19 protein-coding genes and 1 riboswitch are annotated in these 18,172 nt (G+C 54.9%); of the genes, 9 read left to right on the top strand and 10 right to left on the bottom strand.

Annotation, left to right across the window (positions count from 1 at the left end; genetic code table 11):
- Nucleotides 1–547: 547 nt before the first annotated feature.
- Complete coding sequence (gene cspG / locus OGY68_RS05920; protein WP_003033098.1) at nucleotides 548–760, top strand: cold shock protein CspG; 213 nt, start codon at nucleotides 548–550, stop codon at nucleotides 758–760.
- Between the two features lie 119 nt (nucleotides 761–879).
- Here the strand turns inward: cspG and thiH are convergent, their stop codons facing one another.
- The 7 genes from thiH to OGY68_RS05955 all read right to left on the bottom strand — a co-directional run bounded on the left by thiH (nucleotide 880) and on the right by OGY68_RS05955 (nucleotide 6,992).
- On the bottom strand, nucleotides 880–2,013 hold the full coding sequence (gene thiH / locus OGY68_RS05925; RefSeq protein WP_057068779.1) for a 2-iminoacetate synthase ThiH: 1,134 nt from the start codon (nucleotides 2,011–2,013) through the stop codon (nucleotides 880–882).
- Nucleotides 2,010–2,780, bottom strand: a complete 771-nt coding sequence (thiG, locus tag OGY68_RS05930) for a thiazole synthase (protein ID WP_057068781.1) — start codon at nucleotides 2,778–2,780, stop codon at nucleotides 2,010–2,012. The genes thiH and thiG overlap by 4 nt, the downstream gene beginning before the upstream one ends.
- A 1-nt stretch (nucleotide 2,781) precedes the next feature.
- On the bottom strand, nucleotides 2,782–2,982 hold the full coding sequence (gene thiS / locus OGY68_RS05935; protein WP_016155307.1) for a sulfur carrier protein ThiS: 201 nt from the start codon (nucleotides 2,980–2,982) through the stop codon (nucleotides 2,782–2,784).
- Complete coding sequence (locus tag OGY68_RS05940; protein WP_003826902.1) at nucleotides 2,963–3,721, bottom strand: HesA/MoeB/ThiF family protein; 759 nt, start codon at nucleotides 3,719–3,721, stop codon at nucleotides 2,963–2,965. The genes thiS and OGY68_RS05940 overlap by 20 nt, the downstream gene beginning before the upstream one ends.
- Nucleotides 3,714–4,349: a thiamine phosphate synthase gene (gene thiE / locus OGY68_RS05945; protein ID WP_057068783.1), complete on the bottom strand. Its 636-nt coding sequence runs from the start codon at nucleotides 4,347–4,349 to the stop codon at nucleotides 3,714–3,716. Before thiE ends, OGY68_RS05940 begins: the two co-directional genes overlap by 8 nt.
- Nucleotides 4,349–6,247 (bottom strand): phosphomethylpyrimidine synthase ThiC, encoded by a 1,899-nt coding sequence (gene thiC / locus OGY68_RS05950; RefSeq protein ID WP_032945653.1) that lies wholly within the window; start codon nucleotides 6,245–6,247, stop codon nucleotides 4,349–4,351. The genes thiE and thiC overlap by 1 nt, the downstream gene beginning before the upstream one ends.
- 83 nt (nucleotides 6,248–6,330) lie before the next feature.
- A riboswitch (TPP riboswitch) is annotated at nucleotides 6,331–6,453 on the bottom strand.
- Nucleotides 6,454–6,503: 50 nt separating this feature from the next.
- Complete coding sequence (locus tag OGY68_RS05955; protein ID WP_032945654.1) at nucleotides 6,504–6,992, bottom strand: Rsd/AlgQ family anti-sigma factor; 489 nt, start codon at nucleotides 6,990–6,992, stop codon at nucleotides 6,504–6,506.
- A gap of 96 nt (nucleotides 6,993–7,088) precedes the next feature.
- Between OGY68_RS05955 and nudC the strand changes: the two genes are divergently transcribed.
- The 6 genes from nudC to OGY68_RS05985 all read left to right on the top strand — a co-directional run bounded on the left by nudC (nucleotide 7,089) and on the right by OGY68_RS05985 (nucleotide 11,454).
- Nucleotides 7,089–7,862: an NAD(+) diphosphatase gene (gene nudC, locus OGY68_RS05960; RefSeq protein WP_003033074.1), complete on the top strand. Its 774-nt coding sequence runs from the start codon at nucleotides 7,089–7,091 to the stop codon at nucleotides 7,860–7,862.
- Nucleotides 7,863–7,912: 50 nt separating this feature from the next.
- Nucleotides 7,913–8,977 carry a uroporphyrinogen decarboxylase gene (hemE, locus tag OGY68_RS05965; RefSeq protein WP_032945655.1) on the top strand — a complete coding sequence of 355 codons (1,065 nt, stop codon included), beginning with the start codon at nucleotides 7,913–7,915 and terminating at the stop codon, nucleotides 8,975–8,977.
- Between the two features lie 9 nt (nucleotides 8,978–8,986).
- On the top strand, nucleotides 8,987–9,667 hold the full coding sequence (nfi, locus tag OGY68_RS05970) for a deoxyribonuclease V (protein ID WP_048237131.1): 681 nt from the start codon (nucleotides 8,987–8,989) through the stop codon (nucleotides 9,665–9,667).
- A 33-nt stretch (nucleotides 9,668–9,700) separates the two neighbouring features.
- Nucleotides 9,701–10,291, top strand: coding sequence for a YjaG family protein (locus OGY68_RS05975; protein WP_003842015.1), 591 nt, complete (start codon nucleotides 9,701–9,703; stop codon nucleotides 10,289–10,291).
- A gap of 186 nt (nucleotides 10,292–10,477) precedes the next feature.
- Nucleotides 10,478–10,750 carry a nucleoid-associated protein HU-alpha gene (hupA, locus tag OGY68_RS05980; protein WP_001044509.1) on the top strand — a complete coding sequence of 91 codons (273 nt, stop codon included), beginning with the start codon at nucleotides 10,478–10,480 and terminating at the stop codon, nucleotides 10,748–10,750.
- Nucleotides 10,751–10,761: 11 nt separating this feature from the next.
- The gene (locus OGY68_RS05985; protein ID WP_032945667.1) at nucleotides 10,762–11,454 is read left to right on the top strand and encodes a DUF1481 domain-containing protein; all 693 of its coding nucleotides are present in this window, start codon (nucleotides 10,762–10,764) and stop codon (nucleotides 11,452–11,454) included.
- 61 nt (nucleotides 11,455–11,515) lie between these two features.
- On the opposite strand, the gene zraP is transcribed toward OGY68_RS05985, so the two are convergent.
- On the bottom strand, nucleotides 11,516–11,959 hold the full coding sequence (zraP, locus tag OGY68_RS05990; protein ID WP_047407315.1) for a zinc resistance sensor/chaperone ZraP: 444 nt from the start codon (nucleotides 11,957–11,959) through the stop codon (nucleotides 11,516–11,518).
- A gap of 264 nt (nucleotides 11,960–12,223) precedes the next feature.
- On the opposite strand from zraP, the gene zraS reads away from it, so the two are divergent.
- Both zraS and zraR read left to right on the top strand, forming a co-directional pair.
- Entirely contained in the window at nucleotides 12,224–13,609 is a 1,386-nt protein-coding gene (gene zraS / locus OGY68_RS05995) for a two-component system sensor histidine kinase ZraS (RefSeq protein WP_057068785.1), read from the top strand.
- Nucleotides 13,610–13,614: 5 nt separating this feature from the next.
- Nucleotides 13,615–14,940 carry a sigma-54-dependent response regulator transcription factor ZraR gene (gene zraR / locus OGY68_RS06000; RefSeq protein WP_103285906.1) on the top strand — a complete coding sequence of 442 codons (1,326 nt, stop codon included), beginning with the start codon at nucleotides 13,615–13,617 and terminating at the stop codon, nucleotides 14,938–14,940.
- Here zraR and purD read toward each other — a convergent pair.
- Both purD and purH read right to left on the bottom strand, forming a co-directional pair.
- Nucleotides 14,937–16,226 carry a phosphoribosylamine--glycine ligase gene (gene purD, locus OGY68_RS06005; protein ID WP_048227505.1) on the bottom strand — a complete coding sequence of 430 codons (1,290 nt, stop codon included), beginning with the start codon at nucleotides 16,224–16,226 and terminating at the stop codon, nucleotides 14,937–14,939. The genes zraR and purD overlap by 4 nt on opposite strands.
- Before the next feature lie 15 nt (nucleotides 16,227–16,241).
- The gene (purH, locus tag OGY68_RS06010; RefSeq protein ID WP_008787105.1) at nucleotides 16,242–17,831 is read right to left on the bottom strand and encodes a bifunctional phosphoribosylaminoimidazolecarboxamide formyltransferase/IMP cyclohydrolase; all 1,590 of its coding nucleotides are present in this window, start codon (nucleotides 17,829–17,831) and stop codon (nucleotides 16,242–16,244) included.
- Nucleotides 17,832–18,172 lie beyond the last annotated feature (341 nt).

The raw sequence follows: 18,172 nt of genomic DNA on the forward strand, positions 1-18,172 counted from the left end.
GTATATGTCGCGAGGGGAAGTGTACTTGTTTAGGTCACCAGCCTTGAGTTCTATTATCAAGCGGGTGGAATGTGTTTAACGGTAAATAGAGGAAAGCTTTAGTTAGTATCAATATCCAATATTATCTATAGTAAACGTGTACATTTTAAAGTAGTACCATCAGCAGTATTAAATCGTTAAGTTTATTAATGTTAAATTTGAAGTGTGTAGTAACGTAAAGCCCTGACTGCAATAGTCGGGGCTTTTGTTCATTGTAGATCAAGCTGTTATCCAGGATGCTTAGCCGCGATGGTTCAACATTGCATCACTCAGTGGGTATTAAAAAAATTAATGCTTGCTTAATGATTAGAAGTAGGTCTACTATAGCGGCATCGGTTTGGAACACAGACCTTATGCAAGCAGTTTTAGTAAAGCAGTTCTCAGTTCAAGCGTTATCCTCAGATACTCTTCTTCATGAGCCTCCTCCCTAAGTGCCCCATAAGTTAATTTCTGCAAAACAGGCCATCTTCGCTGCATAAGCGGCTCAAAAACATGAAAGGAAGTATCTATGTCTAACAAAATGACTGGTTTAGTAAAATGGTTTAACTCTGATAAAGGCTTCGGCTTTATCACTCCTCAGGACGGTAGCAAGGATGTGTTTGTACATTTCTCCGCTATCCAGAGTAACGATTTTAAAACGTTAGATGAAGGTCAAAAGGTGGAGTTCTCCGTGGAGAATGGCGCTAAAGGCCCGTCTGCTGTTAACGTTGTCGCGCTGTAATCGCCGATAATTTCACGAGCGCTTACGATAGCGATGAAGGCCAGAGCCCGAGCAGTTAAGTGCCAGTGAAGAAAAAACCCGCGAAAGCGGGTTTTTTTGTTTATGCGATTGCTCCTGACCTACGGTACCTGTGAAGCGCGCCCCAGATAGCTGTCCCAGTCTTTCCACACGGGCTGTAAACCCTGGGCCATGAGTGCTTCAGCAACGGCTTCTGGGCGACGATCGTCGTGCGGGGAGAACTGTTCCAGTTCGGGGTTGTTATCGGCATAACCACCGGGCTGGGTTTTTGAGAAGGCGCTGACGTTGTTGATCGCCAACGGGATCACATGGTCACGAAACCATGGCGATTCGCGGGTGGAGAGTGACAGCTCAATTTCTGGCGCCAGTAAACGAAACGCGCAAATGGTCTGGACCAACTGTCGCTCATCCATGATCGATGCAGGCTCAACGCCTCCGGTGCATGGGCGCAGGCGAGGGAAGGAGATAGAGTAACGGCTCTGCCAGTAATGCTGCTGCATCCATAGCAGATGTTCAGCCACCATATAGCAATCAACCCGCCAGCTGTCGGACAAACCAATCAACGCGCCAAGACCGATTTTGTCGATCCCTGCGCGGCCCAGCCTGTCCGGCGTTTCCAGGCGCCAGAAGAAATCCTGCTTTTTCCCTTTTAAATGGTGACGAGCGTAAGTTGCCTCATGATAACTCTCCTGATACACCATTACGCCATCCAGCCCCAGCGTCTTCAGCTCTGCATATTCAGCCTCTGACAACGGCTGTACCTCCATCTGTAAAGAGGCGAACTGGCGGCGAATGGCAGGCAAATGGCGACGAAAGTAATCCATCCCCACTTTTGCCTGATGTTCACCAGTGACCAGCAGCAGATGCTCAAAACCCAGCTCACGGATAGCCGCACACTCCCGTGTTATCTCATCTTCGTCCAGCGTTTTGCGTTTGATACGGTTGCTCATCGAAAAACCGCAGTAGGTGCAGTCGTTGGCGCAAAGGTTGGAGAGATACAACGGCACGTAAAAGCTCACAGTGTTACCAAAACGCTGACGGGTGAGCTTCTGCGCCCGCTGCGCCAGCGGCTCCAGATAATCGGCGGCGGCAGGAGAGAGCAATGCCATCAGATCGTCGCGACTAAGATGCGAAGCGTTGAGGGCGCGCTCTACGTCAGCGGCGGTTTTACCGTTGATGCGCAGGCGGATGTCATCCCAGTCCAGCTGCCGCCAGCGGTCGCTGAACGTTTTCATGCGAAGGCCTCCAGGAATCCGGTTAACGGGCTGGTGGGACTTGCCTGCGAACTTTTGCTTCCTGGTACCGCCTGGCGTGCCAGCAAGCCAGCTTCAACGGCCAGGCGGAAGGCGGTTGCCATCATCACCGGGCTGTCGGCTACCGCGATTGCCGTATTGACCAACACCGCGTCGGCGCCCATTTCCAGCGCCTGCGTGGCGTGGCTGGGGACGCCGATGCCTGCATCAACCACCACCGGCACGGTCGCCTGTTGGATAATAATCTCCAGCATCGCTTTGGTTTCCAGCCCCTGATTAGAACCGATGGGCGCGCCGAGCGGCATGACTGCAGAACAGCCTACTTCTTCCAGCCGTTTGCACAGCACCGGATCTGCGCCACAGTAAGGCAGTACCACGAAGCCCTTTTTCACCAGTACTTCTGCGGCTTTCAATGTTTCGATTGGATCGGGTAACAGCCAGCGGGCGTCCGGATGGATTTCTAATTTCAGCCAGTTTGTGCCCAGCGCTTCACGCGCCAACTGGGCAGCAAAAATCGCCTCTTCAGCGGTTTTTGCCCCCGAAGTGTTGGGCAACAGCGTCACACCAGCGTCTACCAGCGGCGCCAGAATGGCATCGTTGTGCTGACGCAAATCCACGCGCTTCATGGCCAGCGTTACCAGTTGGCTGCCGGAGGCGCGAATCGCCTCAACCATCAGCTGCGATGAAGCAAACTTTCCGGTGCCGGTGAACAGATGCGAATCAAACGTTTTGTCGGCAATACGTAACATATCAACCCCCTGCAATAACCTGAAAAAGCAGGATCTGGTCGCCTTCCTGCACGATTTGCTGCTCCCACTGCTCGCGCGGGAGGATCTGCTGATTGAGCGCCAGCGCCGCGCCCGGTTTAAGCTGATTAAGCGCAGTGAGCAGCCCACTGACGGTTTGTCCTTCGGCGCACTGCATCGGCTCATCATTGAACTGAATCTGCATGTTGCCCTCCGCATACCGGGCAGCCGCTGGCACGTCGTAGTGCGAAGCTGCGCCACTGGCTGGTTTTACCGTCAAACAGGCGTAGCTCTCCGCTGGGCGTCTCAATACCGCTGAGCAATTTAATCGCTTCCAACGCCTGCAGGGTGCCCATCACGCCCACAACCGGTCCGACGATACCGGCGGTACGGCAGTTGCGTTCGGGCTCTACATCGTCCGGCCACAGGCAGCGGTAACATCCTTGTTCCCACGGGGGCGTCAGCACCATCAGTTGGCCGCCAAAGCCGACGGCGCTGGCGGTGACGAGCGGGGTGTTGAGCGTTACGCAGGCGGCGTTAATTTCCTGGCGCGTGGCCATGTTATCGGTACAGTCGAGCACCACATCGGCACGCGCTACCGCATGCCGAAGCGCATCGCCTTTCAGTCGCTGCTGGAGTGACACCAGCTCGATATCCGGGTTGAGCCGCGTCAGGCGCTGCTGGGCAACCTGCGATTTTGAACGTGCGATATCATCAGTGGTAAACAGGATCTGGCGCTGCAGGTTGCTCAGATGAATGTCGTCATCGTCTACCAGCGTCAGTTTTCCGATGCCTGCTCCCGCCAGATACAGCGCGGCAGGCGAACCTAACCCGCCTAAACCGACAATCAGCACATGGCTATCGAGTAGTTTTTGCTGGCCTTCAATGGCGATATCGCCGAGCAGGATCTGCCGGCTGTAACGCATAAAGTCGCGGTCATTCATCGCCCACTCCCGCGATATCCAATAACTTCGCCGTGGTGGCCTGCCAGTCAGCCGCCTGGGTAATGGCGCTGACCACGGCAATGCTGCCGACGCCGGTCGCCAGTACTGCCGGGGCGCGCTCAAGGCTGATACCGCCAATGGCGACGGTCGGGTAATCCGCTAGTCGTTCAATATGGTTTGCCAGTTGCGTGAGTCCCTGCGGGGCGGAAGGCATCTGTTTGGTTTGCGTGGGAAAAACATGACCCAGCGCGATATAAGAAGGCTTAGCGGCGAGCGCGACGTCGATCTCCATATCATCGTGAGTGGAGACCCCCAGGCGCAGCCCCGCCGCCTGAATCGCCTTCAGGTCGGTGGTTTCAAGGTCTTCCTGGCCCAGATGTACACCGTAAGCGCGGTGCTTAATTGCCAGACGCCAGTAGTCGTTGATAAACAGACGGGCGTCATAGCAACGCCCCAGTTCAATGGCGGCCATAACGTCGGCTTCGACCTCTTCATCACGCTTATCTTTAATGCGCAGTTGGATCGTGCGTACGCCCGCCTGCAGCAAGCGTTCAATCCATTGCACTCTGTCCACCACCGGGTAAAGCCCGAGGCGAAACGGCACGGTCGGGAAATCAGGCTGGTACATTACGCCTCCTCTTTTTTGAGGTAGATTTCGCCGCCTTTGGCGCGGAAGTTCTCCGACATATCTGCCATGCCGACTTCAATCGTTTGTGCAGCAGCGTAGTCGCGAACCTCCTGGCTGATTTTCATCGAGCAGAACTTCGGCCCGCACATGGAGCAGAAGTGGGCGACCTTACCGGATTCCTGTGGCAGGGTTTCATCGTGGTAGGCACGGGCGGTGAATGGGTCGAGCGCGAGGTTAAACTGGTCTTCCCAGCGGAATTCGAAGCGCGCTTTCGACATGGCGTTATCGCGGATCTGCGCGCCTGGATGACCTTTTGCTAAGTCAGCTGCGTGGGCGGCAATCTTGTAGGTAATCAACCCTTGCTTAACATCTTCTTTGTTCGGCAGGCCGAGGTGCTCTTTTGGCGTGACGTAGCACAGCATCGCGCAGCCAAACCAGCCGATCATCGCCGCACCGATCCCGGAAGTGAAGTGGTCGTAGCCCGGTGCGATATCGGTGGTCAATGGCCCTAAGGTGTAAAACGGTGCTTCATGGCAGTGCTCCAGCTCTTCGGTCATGTTGCGCTGGATCATATGCATGGGCACATGACCCGGGCCTTCTATCATCACCTGCACGTCGTATTCCCAGGCGATTTTGGTCAGCTCGCCCAGCGTATGCAGCTCGGAGAACTGCGCTTCGTCGTTCGCATCCTGAATTGAACCCGGGCGCAGGCCGTCACCCAGCGACAAAGAGACGTCGTAGGCAGCGCAGATTTCGCAAATCTCGCGGAAATGTTCGTACAGGAAGTTCTCTTTGTGATGAGAAAGGCACCATTTCGCCATAATTGAACCGCCGCGTGAGACAATGCCAGTCAGGCGTTTGGCAGTCATCGGCACGTAGCGCAGCAGCACGCCCGCGTGAATGGTGAAGTAGTCGACGCCCTGTTCGGCCTGCTCCAGCAGCGTGTCGCGGAAGGCTTCCCAGGTGAGATCTTCGGCGATCCCGTTGACCTTCTCCAGCGCCTGGTAGATCGGCACAGTACCGATCGGTACCGGACTGTTACGCAGGATCCACTCGCGGGTTTCGTGGATATAGCGACCGGTGGAGAGATCCATCACCGTGTCAGCGCCCCAGCGCGTCGACCACACCAGCTTCTCTACCTCCTCTTCAATGGAGGAGGTGACGGCAGAGTTACCGATGTTGGCGTTAACCTTCACCAGGAAGTTGCGACCGATAATCATCGGCTCGGATTCCGGGTGGTTGATGTTAGCAGGAATAATCGCGCGGCCCGCGGCCACTTCATCACGCACGAATTCCGGCGTGATGTTTTCCGGCAGGCGTGCACCAAAGTTCATCCCCGGATGCTGGTGACGCAGCACTTCACTGCGAATGCGCTCGCGGCCCATGTTTTCACGGATGGCGATGAACTCCATCTCCGGGGTCACTATTCCCTGGCGGGCGTAGTGCAGTTGGGTGACTCGCTTACCCGCTTTGGCGCGCTTTGGTGTCAGCAGACCGGTGAAACGCAGCTCGTCCAGGCCATCGTCGGCCAGACGTTCTTTGGTATAAGCGGAACTCCGGTCGTCTAATTCTTCGCTATCGTTACGCGCCGCAATCCACGGCTGGCGCAGCTTTGCCAGACCCTGCTGGACGTTAATCGCCACGTCAGGATCGCCATACGGTCCGGAGGTGTCGTATACCGGAACGGCTTCGTTCTCTTCGAACTGCGGGTTGTCTTTTGTGCCGCCAGTCAGCGTTGGGCTGAGCTGAATTTCGCGCATCGGAATGCGGATATCCGGCTGCGAACCGGTAATATAAATGCGTTTTGAGTTAGGGAAGGCGGTCCCTTCCAGGGTATCGATAAAGTGTTGGGCTTGAGCGCGCTGTTCGCGGCGTGATGGTTTAGTAGTGGCAGACATAGCTCATTCCAAATAAAAGTAAGGATATGGCTTGTCAGACGACGGATGAAGCAAGAGAGAAGCTCGCCCGGAGGCGATGCTATTGTAGATTGACTCTTGTTCCCTTCGCAGGTTTTAACCTGATCAGGTTCCGCGGATCCCGAATTAACGGTCTCAGCCTTTTCCACTCATGCTGCTGTGGAAAATAAGCACTCCGACAAGAAGTAACCTCAGTAAAGAGGTAATGAATGTAAACTACGCGTTAATGCCGCAAATCTCAAGCATGACGTTTGAGAGTGTTACTCTCGTGCATTGCGTCAAATACCAGCATGATCAACTTATCTTCCAGCACGAATCGGGCTTCCAGTGCCTCGCCGAGATCCGATAAAACCTGTTGAAATTCAAGGAAATTATCATGATCAATCGCCGTTTCCAGGCTGGAGTCATAGTAGTCCATGATCAGCTGCGTATTGGCTTCCAGCAGCGGCCAAATTTTTGTGGCTTTTAAAAGCTGCCCGTTCCCTTCCAATTTATGGAGAATACGTTCATAAATACTGAAGTGTCCGGTGGAGAGGTAATCGACCAGGCTCTGACAAAAATCATCCAGCGCTTTTTCATTGAGTCGCATGTACGATTCTTTGCCAGGCTTAATGCCAACCAGATTGTAGTAAGCCACGAGCAGGTGCTTACGTACATGTAGCCAGCGATCAACCAGTTTATTACTTCCTCCGACGTGCTCCGTCAGGCTTTCCAGCTGGTTTAGCATGATTGACTCCGCAAGATGGTGTTTAGGAACTGCTCACCCGTAAATGTAAAAATAATGTAAACAACATGCCTGTGAAGCAAAGGTTGCGCAAGAGATATGGATCGTATAATTGAAAAATTAGATAGCGGCTGGTGGATCGTCAGTCATGAGCAAAAGTTATGGTTACCTCATGGCGAGCTACCTTATGGCGACGCAGCCCGTTTTGATCTGATTGGTCAGCGCGCGCTGCCAATAGGCGAGTGGGAAGGGGAGACTGTCTGGCTGGTGCAGCAGCAGCGTCGACACGATATGGGGTCGGTGCGCCAGGTCATTGACCAGGACGTTGGCCTGTTTCAACTGGCCGGACGCGGCGTACAGCTGGCGGAGTTCTATCGCTCGCATAAATTCTGCGGCTACTGCGGCCATCCCATGCACCCGAGTAAAACAGAGTGGGCGATGCTCTGTAGCCACTGCCGTGAACGTTATTACCCGCAAATTGCCCCGTGCATAATCGTCGCTATTCGCCGAGATGATTCCATCCTGCTTGCCCAACATGTTCGCCATCGTAACGGCGTGCATACCGTACTGGCGGGTTTTGTCGAAGTAGGTGAGACCTTAGAACAGGCGGTGGCGCGTGAAGTCATGGAAGAGAGCGGCATTAAGGTGAAAAACCTGCGCTATGTCACTTCTCAGCCATGGCCGTTCCCGCAGTCTTTGATGACCGCATTTATGGCGGAGTATGATAGCGGCGAAATCGTCATCGATCCGAAAGAGCTGCTGGAAGCGAACTGGTATCGCTATGACGACTTACCGCTCTTACCCCCGCCCGGTACTGTCGCGCGTCGATTGATTGAAGACACTGTGGCAATGTGTCGGGCTGAGTACGAGTAAAGAGCGAGTGGTGATACACTGATGGACTGACGCAATAAGGAACTGCAAAAATGACCGAACTGAAGAACGATCGTTATCTGCGTGCGCTGCTGCGCCAGCCCGTTGATGTCACTCCGGTATGGATGATGCGCCAGGCAGGCCGCTATCTACCGGAATACAAAGCTACCCGTGCCGAAGCGGGCGATTTTATGGCGCTGTGCAAAAATGCCGAGCTGGCCTGCGAAGTCACGCTGCAGCCGCTGCGTCGCTATAAACTTGATGCCGCGATCCTCTTCTCGGATATCCTGACGATCCCGGATGCGATGGGACTCGGGCTGTATTTTGAAGCAGGTGAAGGCCCACGCTTCACCTCTCCGATTACCAGCAAGGCTGATGTCGACAAACTGCCGATCCCGGACCCGGAAGATGGGCTGGGGTACGTGATGAACGCGGTGCGCACTATCCGCCGTGAACTGAAAGGCGAAGTGCCGCTGATCGGCTTCTCCGGTAGCCCGTGGACGCTGGCGACCTACATGGTTGAAGGCGGCAGCAGCAAAGCCTTCACCGTGATTAAAAAGATGATGTACGCCGACCCTAAAGCGCTGCATCTGCTGCTTGATAAGCTGGCGAAGAGCGTCACGCTGTACCTGAACGCGCAGATCAAAGCGGGTGCGCAGTCGGTGATGATTTTCGACACCTGGGGTGGCGTGCTGACCGGTCGCGACTATCAGCAGTTTTCTTTGTACTACATGCACAAAATCGTTGATGGCCTGCTGCGCGAGAACGAAGGTCGTCGCGTACCGGTGACCCTGTTTACCAAAGGCGGTGGTCAGTGGCTGGAAGCGATGGCGGAGACCGGCTGTGATGCGTTAGGTCTCGACTGGACCACTGACATTGCCGATGCGCGTCGTCGTGTCGGTCATAAAGTGGCGCTCCAGGGCAATATGGATCCGTCCATGCTGTATGCGCCGCCAGCCCGCATCGAAGAAGAGGTGGCGATAATTCTGGCCGGATTCGGTCAGGGTGAAGGGCATGTCTTTAACCTGGGCCACGGCATTCATCAGGACGTCCCGCCAGAACATGCGGGTGTCTTTGTGGAGGCGGTACATCGGTTGTCCGAACAGTACCACCGCTAAGGAGTCATCATGGATCTCGCGTCATTACGCGCGCAGCAGCTTGAACTGGCCTCTTCAGTGATCCGCGAGGATCGTCTGAAGAACGATCCGCCGGATCTGATCGGCGGGGCGGACGTTGGGTTTGAGCAGGGTGGCGAAGTGACGCGAGCCGCGATGGTCTTACTGAAGTATCCCACGCTTGAACTGGTCGAATACAAGGTGGCGCGTATCGCCACCACCATGCCCTACATTCCCGGTTTTCTCTCCTTTCGTGAAACTCCCGCGCTGATGGCCGCCTGGCAACTGCTCTCGCACAAGCCAGATCTGCTGTTCGTTGACGGTCATGGCATTTCTCACCCGCGTCGTCTGGGCGTGGCCAGCCATTTTGGCCTGCTGGTGGACGTACCAACGATTGGCGTGGCGAAAAAACGGTTGTGCGGCAAGTTTGAATCGCTCGCTGCTGAACCTGGTGCGCTAGCGCCGTTGCTGGATAAAGGCGAACAACTGGCATGGGTCTGGCGCAGCAAAGCGCGCTGTAACCCGTTGTTTATTTCCACGGGCCACCGCGTGAGTATGGACAGCGCACTGGCGTGGGTTCAACGCTGTATGAACGGCTATCGTTTGCCGGAACCCACACGCTGGGCAGATGCAGTGGCATCCGAACGCCCGGCTTTTACTCGGCTTGCAGCAAAAACGCCCCATATCGGGTAAACTGCGGCTAATTTCCGTATTTGAGAACTCATCATGTTACAAAATCCGATTCACCTGCGTCTGGAGAAGCTGGAAAGCTGGCAGCACGTCACGTTTATGGCTTGTCTGTGCGAACGCATGTACCCAAACTACGCCATGTTCTGCAAGCAAACTGAATTTGGCGATGGACAGATTTACCGCCGAATTCTGGATCTGATTTGGGAAGCGCTGACGGTTAAAGACGCGAAAATCAATTTCGACAGCCAGCTGGAAAAATTTGAAGAGGCCATTCCTTCTGCAGACGATTACGATCTGTACGGTGTTTATCCGGCGATTGATGCCTGTGTGGCATTAAGCGAACTGATGCATTCGCGTCTTAGCGGTGAAACGCTGGAGCATGCAATCGAAGTGAGTAAGGCTTCGATTACGACGGTTGCGATGCTGGAAATGACTCAGGCTGGTCGCGAAATGACCGATGAAGAGCTCAAAGAGAACCCTGCCGTTGAGCAAGAATGGGATATTCAGTGGGAAATTTTCCGACTTTTAGCCGACTGTGAAGAACGCGATATTGAGCTGATAAAAGGGCTGCGTGCAGACCTGCGCGAGGCTGGCGAGAGCAATATTGGTATAAATTTTCAGCAATGACACCACAAAACGTGATTTAACGCCTGATTTGTCGTGCCTGAAGGCTTCCCATCCGCCCCCGGTCTGGTCTACATTTGGGGGGCGAAAAAAAGTGGCTATCGGTGCGTGTATGCAGGAGAGTGCTTTTCTGGCATTTCCGTCGCACTCGATGCTTAGCAAGCGATAAACACATTGTAAGGATAACTTATGAACAAGACTCAACTGATTGATGTAATTGCAGACAAAGCAGAACTGTCTAAAACACAGGCTAAAGCTGCTCTGGAATCCACTCTGGCTGCTATTACTGAGTCTCTGAAAGAAGGCGATGCTGTACAACTGGTTGGTTTCGGTACCTTCAAAGTGAACCACCGTGCTGAGCGCACTGGCCGCAACCCGCAGACCGGTAAAGAAATCAAAATCGCCGCAGCTAACGTACCGGCATTTGTTTCTGGTAAAGCACTGAAAGACGCGGTTAAGTAATTCGCGTGGCAGTGAACAGTTTTAACGAAGGGGCGGTTTCGCCCCTTTTGTCCATCTGGCGTCATACGCTTTGGCTTTCAGGTGTTCTGTTACTGTCTGCCTGCGGTAGCCATTCTGAGCTTCCTCCTTTCACGGCCAGCGGCTATGTTGGCGATCAGGGGGCGGTACGCATTTGGCGTAAAGACTCCGGTGACGATGTTCACTTGCTCTCGGTATTTAGTCCGTGGCGTAAAGGCGAAACCACTACCAGTGAATACCGCTGGCAGGGTGATTCGCTCTCTCTGATAGAACTCAACGTTTACAGTAAACCGGCTGAACATGTCCGTATACGCTTCGATGACCGGGGCGAACTGAGCTTCATGCAGCGTGAAGTCGACGGGCAAAAGCAGCAGCTTTCCAGCGATCAAATCGCGCTTTACCGCTATCGTGCCGATCAAATTCGCCAGACCAGCGATGCGCTGCGTCAGGGACGGGTGATATTGCGTCAGGGACGTTGGCATGCGGATAACACGGTCACAACTTGTGAAGGTGAAACGCTGAAGCCAGACCTGGAGTCGTGGGCGATAAACCATATCGAGCGCCGCCAGAGACATTCATCCGTAGAGGTGAGTGTGGCATGGCTGGAAGCGCCCGAAGGGTCGCAGCTACTGCTGGTCGCCAATGAAGATTTTTGTCACTGGCAGCCTACAGCCAAAACTTTCTGAAAACCTGAATACAGGAAATCAGCAGGCCTGATCCGTATAGCGTCATCAGGCATTAAGTCTTTTACCAGTGGCCCATTCCCATATGGCCGCCGCCGCGATGGTTACCGCCACCGCCGCATCCGCCGTAGCCCATTCCCGCGCCACGTGGCACGCCAGCCTGCGCCATTGCGACATCACGTTTAACGCGCTGCTCGTCCAGAGACTGATTCAACGCTTCCATCTCTTTTGCAACGGCGTTAATTTTTGCCGTGTCCGGAGAGCTGGCCGTTAATAGTGCATTGTACTCATAACGTTTGGATGTCAGCTGTTGGCGCAACGCGCTGGTCTGGGAATAATAATCATCATAGATTTTCTGTGCGGTAGCCTGCTGCTCAGCGGTCATTGGCGTACCGCCCCGTTGCTGCATTCCGTCACCATATCCCCAGTGATTCTGCGCCAGCGCCGGGGTCGAACCCAGTGCGATAAGAGAGAGTGCAATCAGCGCCAGTTTGTTGTTCCGTTTCATGGTTCGTTCTCCTGTTGGTTAGCTTACATTCCCTTTTGCATCTTCCGTGCCAAAGTGGCAATCCCGGTCCTGCGGGTGTTGTACCCGCCGTCTTTGCAGGGAAACGAGTAAAAATGACTCGCCAGAACGCGCCAGCGAGTCATTTTTACCCGTTACTTTCAGCTGTTTGTGTCTGAGGGCAGGGTTATCAGGGGGAAAAAATGGCATGATTTCTGCTGTATACCTGCAACGATGAAAGGAACAAGCGGGGTGAAGGGAGAGCGTATGCGTCTTTATAAGGATACGGTGGCAAAGTGGTTGAGCCGACTCTTGCTGGCGGCAATCCTGGTTTTGGTCGGCTGGTTTTCGATTATGACCATTCGGGACTATGGGCGGGAAAGTGGCGCCGCGCGGCAAACGCTACTGGAAAAAGGCAGTGTGCTCATTCGCGCTCTGGAGTCTGGTACGCGCGTAGGCATGGGGATGCGCATGCATCATGCACAACAGCAGACGCTACTGGAGGAAATGGCTGTACAGCCTGGCGTGCTATGGTTTGCTGTCGTTGATGAGCATGGTGTCATTATTACCCACAGCAATTCCGCGATGGTCGGCAAAACGCTCTATTCATCGGATGTCCTGCGACAGCTTAGTCCTGGGGAGCAAGAAAGCTGGCGGAATATTGAAATTCCAGCGGGGGATGGTGAAAAAACGCCAGCACTGGAAATTTATCGCCAGTTTCAGCCGATGTATGGTCCAGGACGCCACGGCATGGCGCGCTGTGCCAGCAATGACGGGCTGCTTACCTCCCCAGCACAAACCATATTTATCGCCTTTGATGCCAGCGATCTGACAGCGACTCAGGCAAGGGAGTGGCGTAACACACTGATAGTCCTCTCTGCGCTGGCGGCTGTGTTGCTGGCCACCGTGCTGACGTTCTTCTGGTATCAGCGCTATCAGCGCTCGTACAAAGAACTCCAGGATGCGATGAAGCGTAAAGAAAAACTGTTAGCACTTGGTCATCTTGCGGCTGGGGTGGCACATGAAATTCGTAACCCGCTTTCATCGATCAAAGGGTTAGCGAAGTATTTTGCCGAGCGAACCCCGGCAGGAGGCGAGTCGCATGAGCTGGCACAGGTGATGGCGAAAGAGGCGGATCGTTTAAATCGGGTGGTGAGCGAGTTGCTGGAGCTGGTGAAACCTGCACATCTGACGCTGCAACAGGTGGATCTCAATGAGGTTATCACCCACTCATTACACCTGGTGAGTCAGGATGCGGCAAGCCGGGAAATCCAGCTCCGCTTTTCGGCCAATTCTACGCTGCCCGCTATCCAGGCCGATCCTGACCGGCTGACTCAGGTTTTGTTGAATCTGTATCTGAACGCCATTCATGCGATTGGTCGTCAGGGCACGATCACGGTTGAAGCGAATGAAAGCAGCGGCGATCGCGTTAAAATTGTGGTTACCGATAGTGGGAAGGGGATTGCGGCGGAACAGCTGGAGGCCATTTTTACGCCTTACTTTACGACCAAAGCTGACGGAACCGGCCTCGGGCTGGCGGTAGTGCAGAACATTATCGAACAGCACGGTGGCACCATTCAGGTGGCAAGCGTTGAGGGCAAAGGCGCGACCTTTACCCTTTGGCTGCCGACCAAAGCGAAACAACAGGATTAACAAGGATGACGCGCGGAAAAATCAATATTCTGGTGGTAGATGACGATATCAGCCACTGCACCATTTTACAGGCGCTGCTGCGCGGCTGGGGTTATGAGGTCGCGCTGGCCTATAGCGGGCGAGCGGCGCTGGAACAGGTGCGCGAACGCGTATTTGATTTAGTGCTGTGTGATGTACGCATGGCGGAGATGGACGGCATCGCAACGCTGAAAGAGATTAAAGCGCTGAATCCGGCGATTCCAGTCTTGATCATGACGGCGTTCTCCAGCGTGGAGACTGCCGTTGAAGCGCTTAAAACCGGGGCGCTGGACTACTTAATCAAGCCGCTGGATTTTGACCGTCTGCAGGAGACGCTGGAAAAGGCGCTGGCGCATACGCGGGAAACGGGCGCTGAACTGCCATCGGCGTCGGCTGCGCAGTTTGGCATGATTGGCAGCAGTCCGGCGATGCAGCAGTTGCTCAATGAAATCGCGATGGTTGCGCCCTCGGATGCGACGGTGCTTATTCACGGAGACTCCGGCACGGGGAAAGAGCTGGTGGCCCGGGCGCTACATGCCAGCAGCGCCCGTCGCGATAAACCGCTGGTGACGCTCAACTGCGCGGCGCTTAATGAATCGCTGCTGGAGTCCGAACTTTTTGGTCACGAGAAAGGGGCGTTTACCGGGGCGGATAAACGGCGGGAAGGTCGCTTTGTGGAAGCTGATGGCGGCACGTTATTTCTTGATGAAATCGGTGATATTTCACCGCTGATGCAGGTGCGTCTGCTGCGGGCTATCCAGGAGCGAGAAGTGCAGCGCGTTGGTAGCAATCAGACTATTGCGGTTGATGTCCGGCTGATCGCCGCTACGCATCGCGATCTAGCAGAGGAAGTCAGTGCCGGGCGCTTTCGTCAGGATCTCTACTATCGCCTGAACGTCGTCACCATTGAAATGCCAGCGCTGTGCCAGCGCCGGGAAGATATTCCGCTGCTAGCCGAACATTTTCTCCAGCGTTTTGCCGCGCGTAACCGTAAAGCGGTGAAAGGCTTTACTCCGCAGGCGATGGATCTGCTGATCCACTACGACTGGCCGGGCAATATTCGTGAGCTGGAAAATGCGATTGAGCGCTCGGTGGTGCTGCTGACGGGGGAATATATTTCCGAACGCGAGCTGCCGATGGCGATTGCCGCGACGCCGATAAAAACGGAATTCAGTGGCGTGATCCAACCGCTGGTGGATGTCGAAAAAGAGGTGATTCTGGCGGCGCTGGAAAAAACGGGCGGCAATAAAACGGAAGCCGCCCGTCAGTTAGGCATTACGCGTAAAACGCTGCTGGCGAAAATTTCGCGTTAGCGTTGCTCGCGTTCAATGGCGCGCCAGCCGATGTCGTTACGGCTGAAGCTGCCATCCCAGCGGATGTCGGTCATCAGGGCGTAAGCGCGTTTCTGCGCTTCAGCCACGGTATGACCCAGGGCGGTGGCGCACAGCACGCGACCACCGCTGGTCAACACACGATCGTCTTCGGCGAGTTTAGTGCCTGCATGGAACACTTTTCCGTCTTCTACTTCTTCCAGCGGCAGACCGTGGATTTCATCTCCGGTGTTGTAGTTACCTGGATAACCTCCGGCAGCAATGACGACACCCAGCGAGGCGCGTTCGTCCCACTCGGAGGTTTTCTCATCCAGCTTGCCGTCGCAAGCGGCCAGGCAAAGCTCCACCAGGTCCGATTTCATGCGTAGCATGATCGGCTGGGTTTCCGGGTCGCCGAAGCGGCAGTTGAACTCGATAACCTTCGGATTGCCCTGTTTGTCGATCATCAGACCCGCGTACAGGAAACCGGTGTAGGTATTCCCTTCTGCCGCCATACCTTTTACGGTTGGCCAAATAATGCGTTCCATGGTGCGCTGATGCACTTCATCAGTTACCACCGGCGCTGGTGAGTAAGCACCCATACCGCCGGTGTTCGGGCCAGTGTCGCCGTTGCCTACGCGTTTGTGGTCCTGGCTGGTGGCCATCGGCAGCACATGCTCGCCGTCGACCATTACGATAAAGCTCGCTTCTTCGCCGTCGAGGAACTCTTCGATAACGATACGGTGGCCCGCATCGCCAAAAGCGTTACCTGCCAGCATGTCATGAACGGCGGCTTCTGCTTCCTCCAGCGTCATCGCCACGATAACGCCTTTACCGGCGGCCAGGCCGTCAGCTTTGATGACGATCGGCGCGCCTTTCTCACGCAGATAGGCCAACGCTGGCTCAATCTCAGTGAAGTTCTGATATTCCGCCGTCGGGATCTGGTGACGGGCGAGGAAATCTTTGGTGAAGGCTTTGGAGCCTTCCAGCTGTGCAGCGCCTTCGGTTGGCCCGAAGATCTTCAGGCCAGCGGCGCGGAACGCATCGACCACGCCAATCACCAGCGGCGCTTCCGGGCCGACGATGGTCAGGTCAATTTTCTCGTTCTGGGCAAAGCTCAGTAGAGCTGGAATATCGGTGACGCCGATAGCCACGTTCTGCAACGCGGGCTCCAGTGCGGTACCGGCGTTACCCGGTGCGACAAAAACGGTATCAACCAGCGGGGACTGTGCGGCTTTCCAGGCCAGGGCGTGCTCGCGCCCGCCGTTGCCAATCACTAATACTTTCATCGTCTGCTCCGTGGATTAATGGCGGAAGTGGCGCATGTCGGTAAAGATCATCGCGATACCGTGTTCATCGGCAGCGGCAATGACTTCGTCATCACGGATAGAACCACCGGGCTGGATAACGCAGCTCACGCCAACGGCGGCGGCAGCATCAATACCATCGCGGAACGGGAAGAAGGCGTCAGAGGCCATTGCAGAGCCTTTCACTTCCAGACCTTCGTCAGCCGCTTTAATCCCGGCGATTTTTGCGGAGTACACGCGGCTCATCTGGCCTGCGCCTATGCCGATAGTCATGTTCTCTTTGGCATAAACAATGGCGTTGGATTTCACGAACTTAGCGACTTTCCAGCAGAACAGTGCATCGCGCAGCTCTTGCTCGGTCGGCTGACGTTTGGACACCACGCGCAGTTCGCCTTCGCTCACCATCCCCAGATCCCTGTCCTGAACCAGCAAACCGCCGTTAACGCGTTTGAAGTCCAGGCCCGGTACACGTTGTGCCCACTGACCGCAGGTCAGAACGCGAACGTTCTGTTTGGCGGCGGTGATTTTCAGTGCGTCTTCGGTTGCGGACGGGGCGATGATCACTTCCACGAACTGACGGGAGATAATTGCCTGCGCGGTTTCGGCATCCAGTTCGCGGTTGAAAGCGATGATGCCGCCGAACGCGGAGGTTGGGTCGGTTTTATAGGCGCGGTCGTAAGCGTCGAGAATAGAGGTACTTACCGCCACGCCGCACGGGTTAGCGTGCTTAACGATCACACAGGCTGGCTCGCTGAACTCTTTCACGCACTCCAGCGCCGCGTCGGTATCGGCGATGTTGTTGTAGGAAAGCGCTTTGCCCTGTACCTGCTGCGCGGTGGCAACGGACGCTTCTTTAACATTCTCTTCTATATAGAAGGCAGCCTGCTGGTGGCTGTTCTCGCCGTAGCGCATATCCTGCTTCTTAATGAAGTTCAGGTTCAGCGTACGCGGGAAACGACCGGCGGCCTCTTTGCTCTCACCGTGGTAAGCCGGAACCATGCTGCCGAAGTAGTTGGCAATCATGCTGTCGTAGGCGGCGGTGTGTTCGAAGGCTTTAATCGCGAGGTCAAAGCGGGTTTCCAGAGTCAGGGAGCCTTCGTTGGCATCCATCTCTTTAATAATGGCGTCGTAGTCGCTGCTCTTCACAACGATCGCTACGTCTTTATGGTTCTTGGCTGCGGAACGCACCATGGTCGGGCCGCCGATATCAATGTTCTCTACCGCATCTTCCAGCGAGCAGCCTTCGCGTGCCACTGTCTCGGCGAACGGATACAGGTTTACAACCACCATATCGATAGGGGCGATACCGTGCTGTTCCATAATTCCGTCATCCTGACCGCGACGACCAAGAATGCCACCGTGGACTTTCGGATGCAGGGTCTTCACGCGTCCATCCATCATTTCCGGGAAGCCGGTGTAATCGGAAACTTCGGTCACTGGCAGACCTTTCTCCGCTAACAGGCGCGCAGTGCCACCTGTAGACAGCAGCTCCACACCACGTGCGGAAAGTGCCTGAGCGAATTCGATGATACCGGCCTTGTCAGAAACACTGAGCAGAGCGCGGCGGACTGGACGACGTTGTTGCATGGTAAATCCCCTGGATTTGACTATTACAGAGAGCGTTAGGTGAATTCTTGGCTAAAAACTCAGCTAACGCCCCTTACGGGGCATCCTTGTTTTGCGGGGGCATTGTAACGAAAACGTTTGCGCAACGCTCGCGAATTTTTAATTTTCGATTTTGACCTCTTCTTTTTCTGTTGAAGGAGGCTGATATAACGAGAGGATCGTAGAAACGATCGTGTGGTTTGTGGATAACTCTGTGTGTAAATGGGTATAAAGCGGGGTTTCGCTGTGGAATGCAGCAGTCAGTCATTTTTCTGTCATTTAAGGGTTGCGGGCCGCAGGAAACTCCCTATAATGCGCCTCCA

Source organism: Citrobacter sp. Cpo065 (assembly GCF_030332805.1).
Taxonomy (GTDB): domain Bacteria; phylum Pseudomonadota; class Gammaproteobacteria; order Enterobacterales; family Enterobacteriaceae; genus Citrobacter; species Citrobacter portucalensis.

Coding starts and splice junctions, on each gene's coding strand:
- purH (WP_008787105.1), bottom strand. CDS start 17,831: ATGCAACAACGTCGTCCAGTCCGCCGCGCTCTGCTCAGTGTTTCTGAC.
- hemE (WP_032945655.1), top strand. CDS start 7,913: ATGACCGAACTGAAGAACGATCGTTATCTGCGTGCGCTGCTGCGCCAG.
- thiH (WP_057068779.1), bottom strand. CDS start 2,013: ATGAAAACGTTCAGCGACCGCTGGCGGCAGCTGGACTGGGATGACATC.
- OGY68_RS05955 (WP_032945654.1), bottom strand. CDS start 6,992: ATGCTAAACCAGCTGGAAAGCCTGACGGAGCACGTCGGAGGAAGTAAT.
- nudC (WP_003033074.1), top strand. CDS start 7,089: ATGGATCGTATAATTGAAAAATTAGATAGCGGCTGGTGGATCGTCAGT.
- hupA (WP_001044509.1), top strand. CDS start 10,478: ATGAACAAGACTCAACTGATTGATGTAATTGCAGACAAAGCAGAACTG.
- zraR (WP_103285906.1), top strand. CDS start 13,615: ATGACGCGCGGAAAAATCAATATTCTGGTGGTAGATGACGATATCAGC.
- thiE (WP_057068783.1), bottom strand. CDS start 4,349: ATGTACCAGCCTGATTTCCCGACCGTGCCGTTTCGCCTCGGGCTTTAC.
- thiG (WP_057068781.1), bottom strand. CDS start 2,780: ATGTTACGTATTGCCGACAAAACGTTTGATTCGCATCTGTTCACCGGC.
- nfi (WP_048237131.1), top strand. CDS start 8,987: ATGGATCTCGCGTCATTACGCGCGCAGCAGCTTGAACTGGCCTCTTCA.
- OGY68_RS05975 (WP_003842015.1), top strand. CDS start 9,701: ATGTTACAAAATCCGATTCACCTGCGTCTGGAGAAGCTGGAAAGCTGG.
- zraS (WP_057068785.1), top strand. CDS start 12,224: ATGCGTCTTTATAAGGATACGGTGGCAAAGTGGTTGAGCCGACTCTTG.
- OGY68_RS05940 (WP_003826902.1), bottom strand. CDS start 3,721: ATGAATGACCGCGACTTTATGCGTTACAGCCGGCAGATCCTGCTCGGC.
- purD (WP_048227505.1), bottom strand. CDS start 16,226: ATGAAAGTATTAGTGATTGGCAACGGCGGGCGCGAGCACGCCCTGGCC.
- thiS (WP_016155307.1), bottom strand. CDS start 2,982: ATGCAGATTCAGTTCAATGATGAGCCGATGCAGTGCGCCGAAGGACAA.
- cspG (WP_003033098.1), top strand. CDS start 548: ATGTCTAACAAAATGACTGGTTTAGTAAAATGGTTTAACTCTGATAAA.
- thiC (WP_032945653.1), bottom strand. CDS start 6,247: ATGTCTGCCACTACTAAACCATCACGCCGCGAACAGCGCGCTCAAGCC.
- zraP (WP_047407315.1), bottom strand. CDS start 11,959: ATGAAACGGAACAACAAACTGGCGCTGATTGCACTCTCTCTTATCGCA.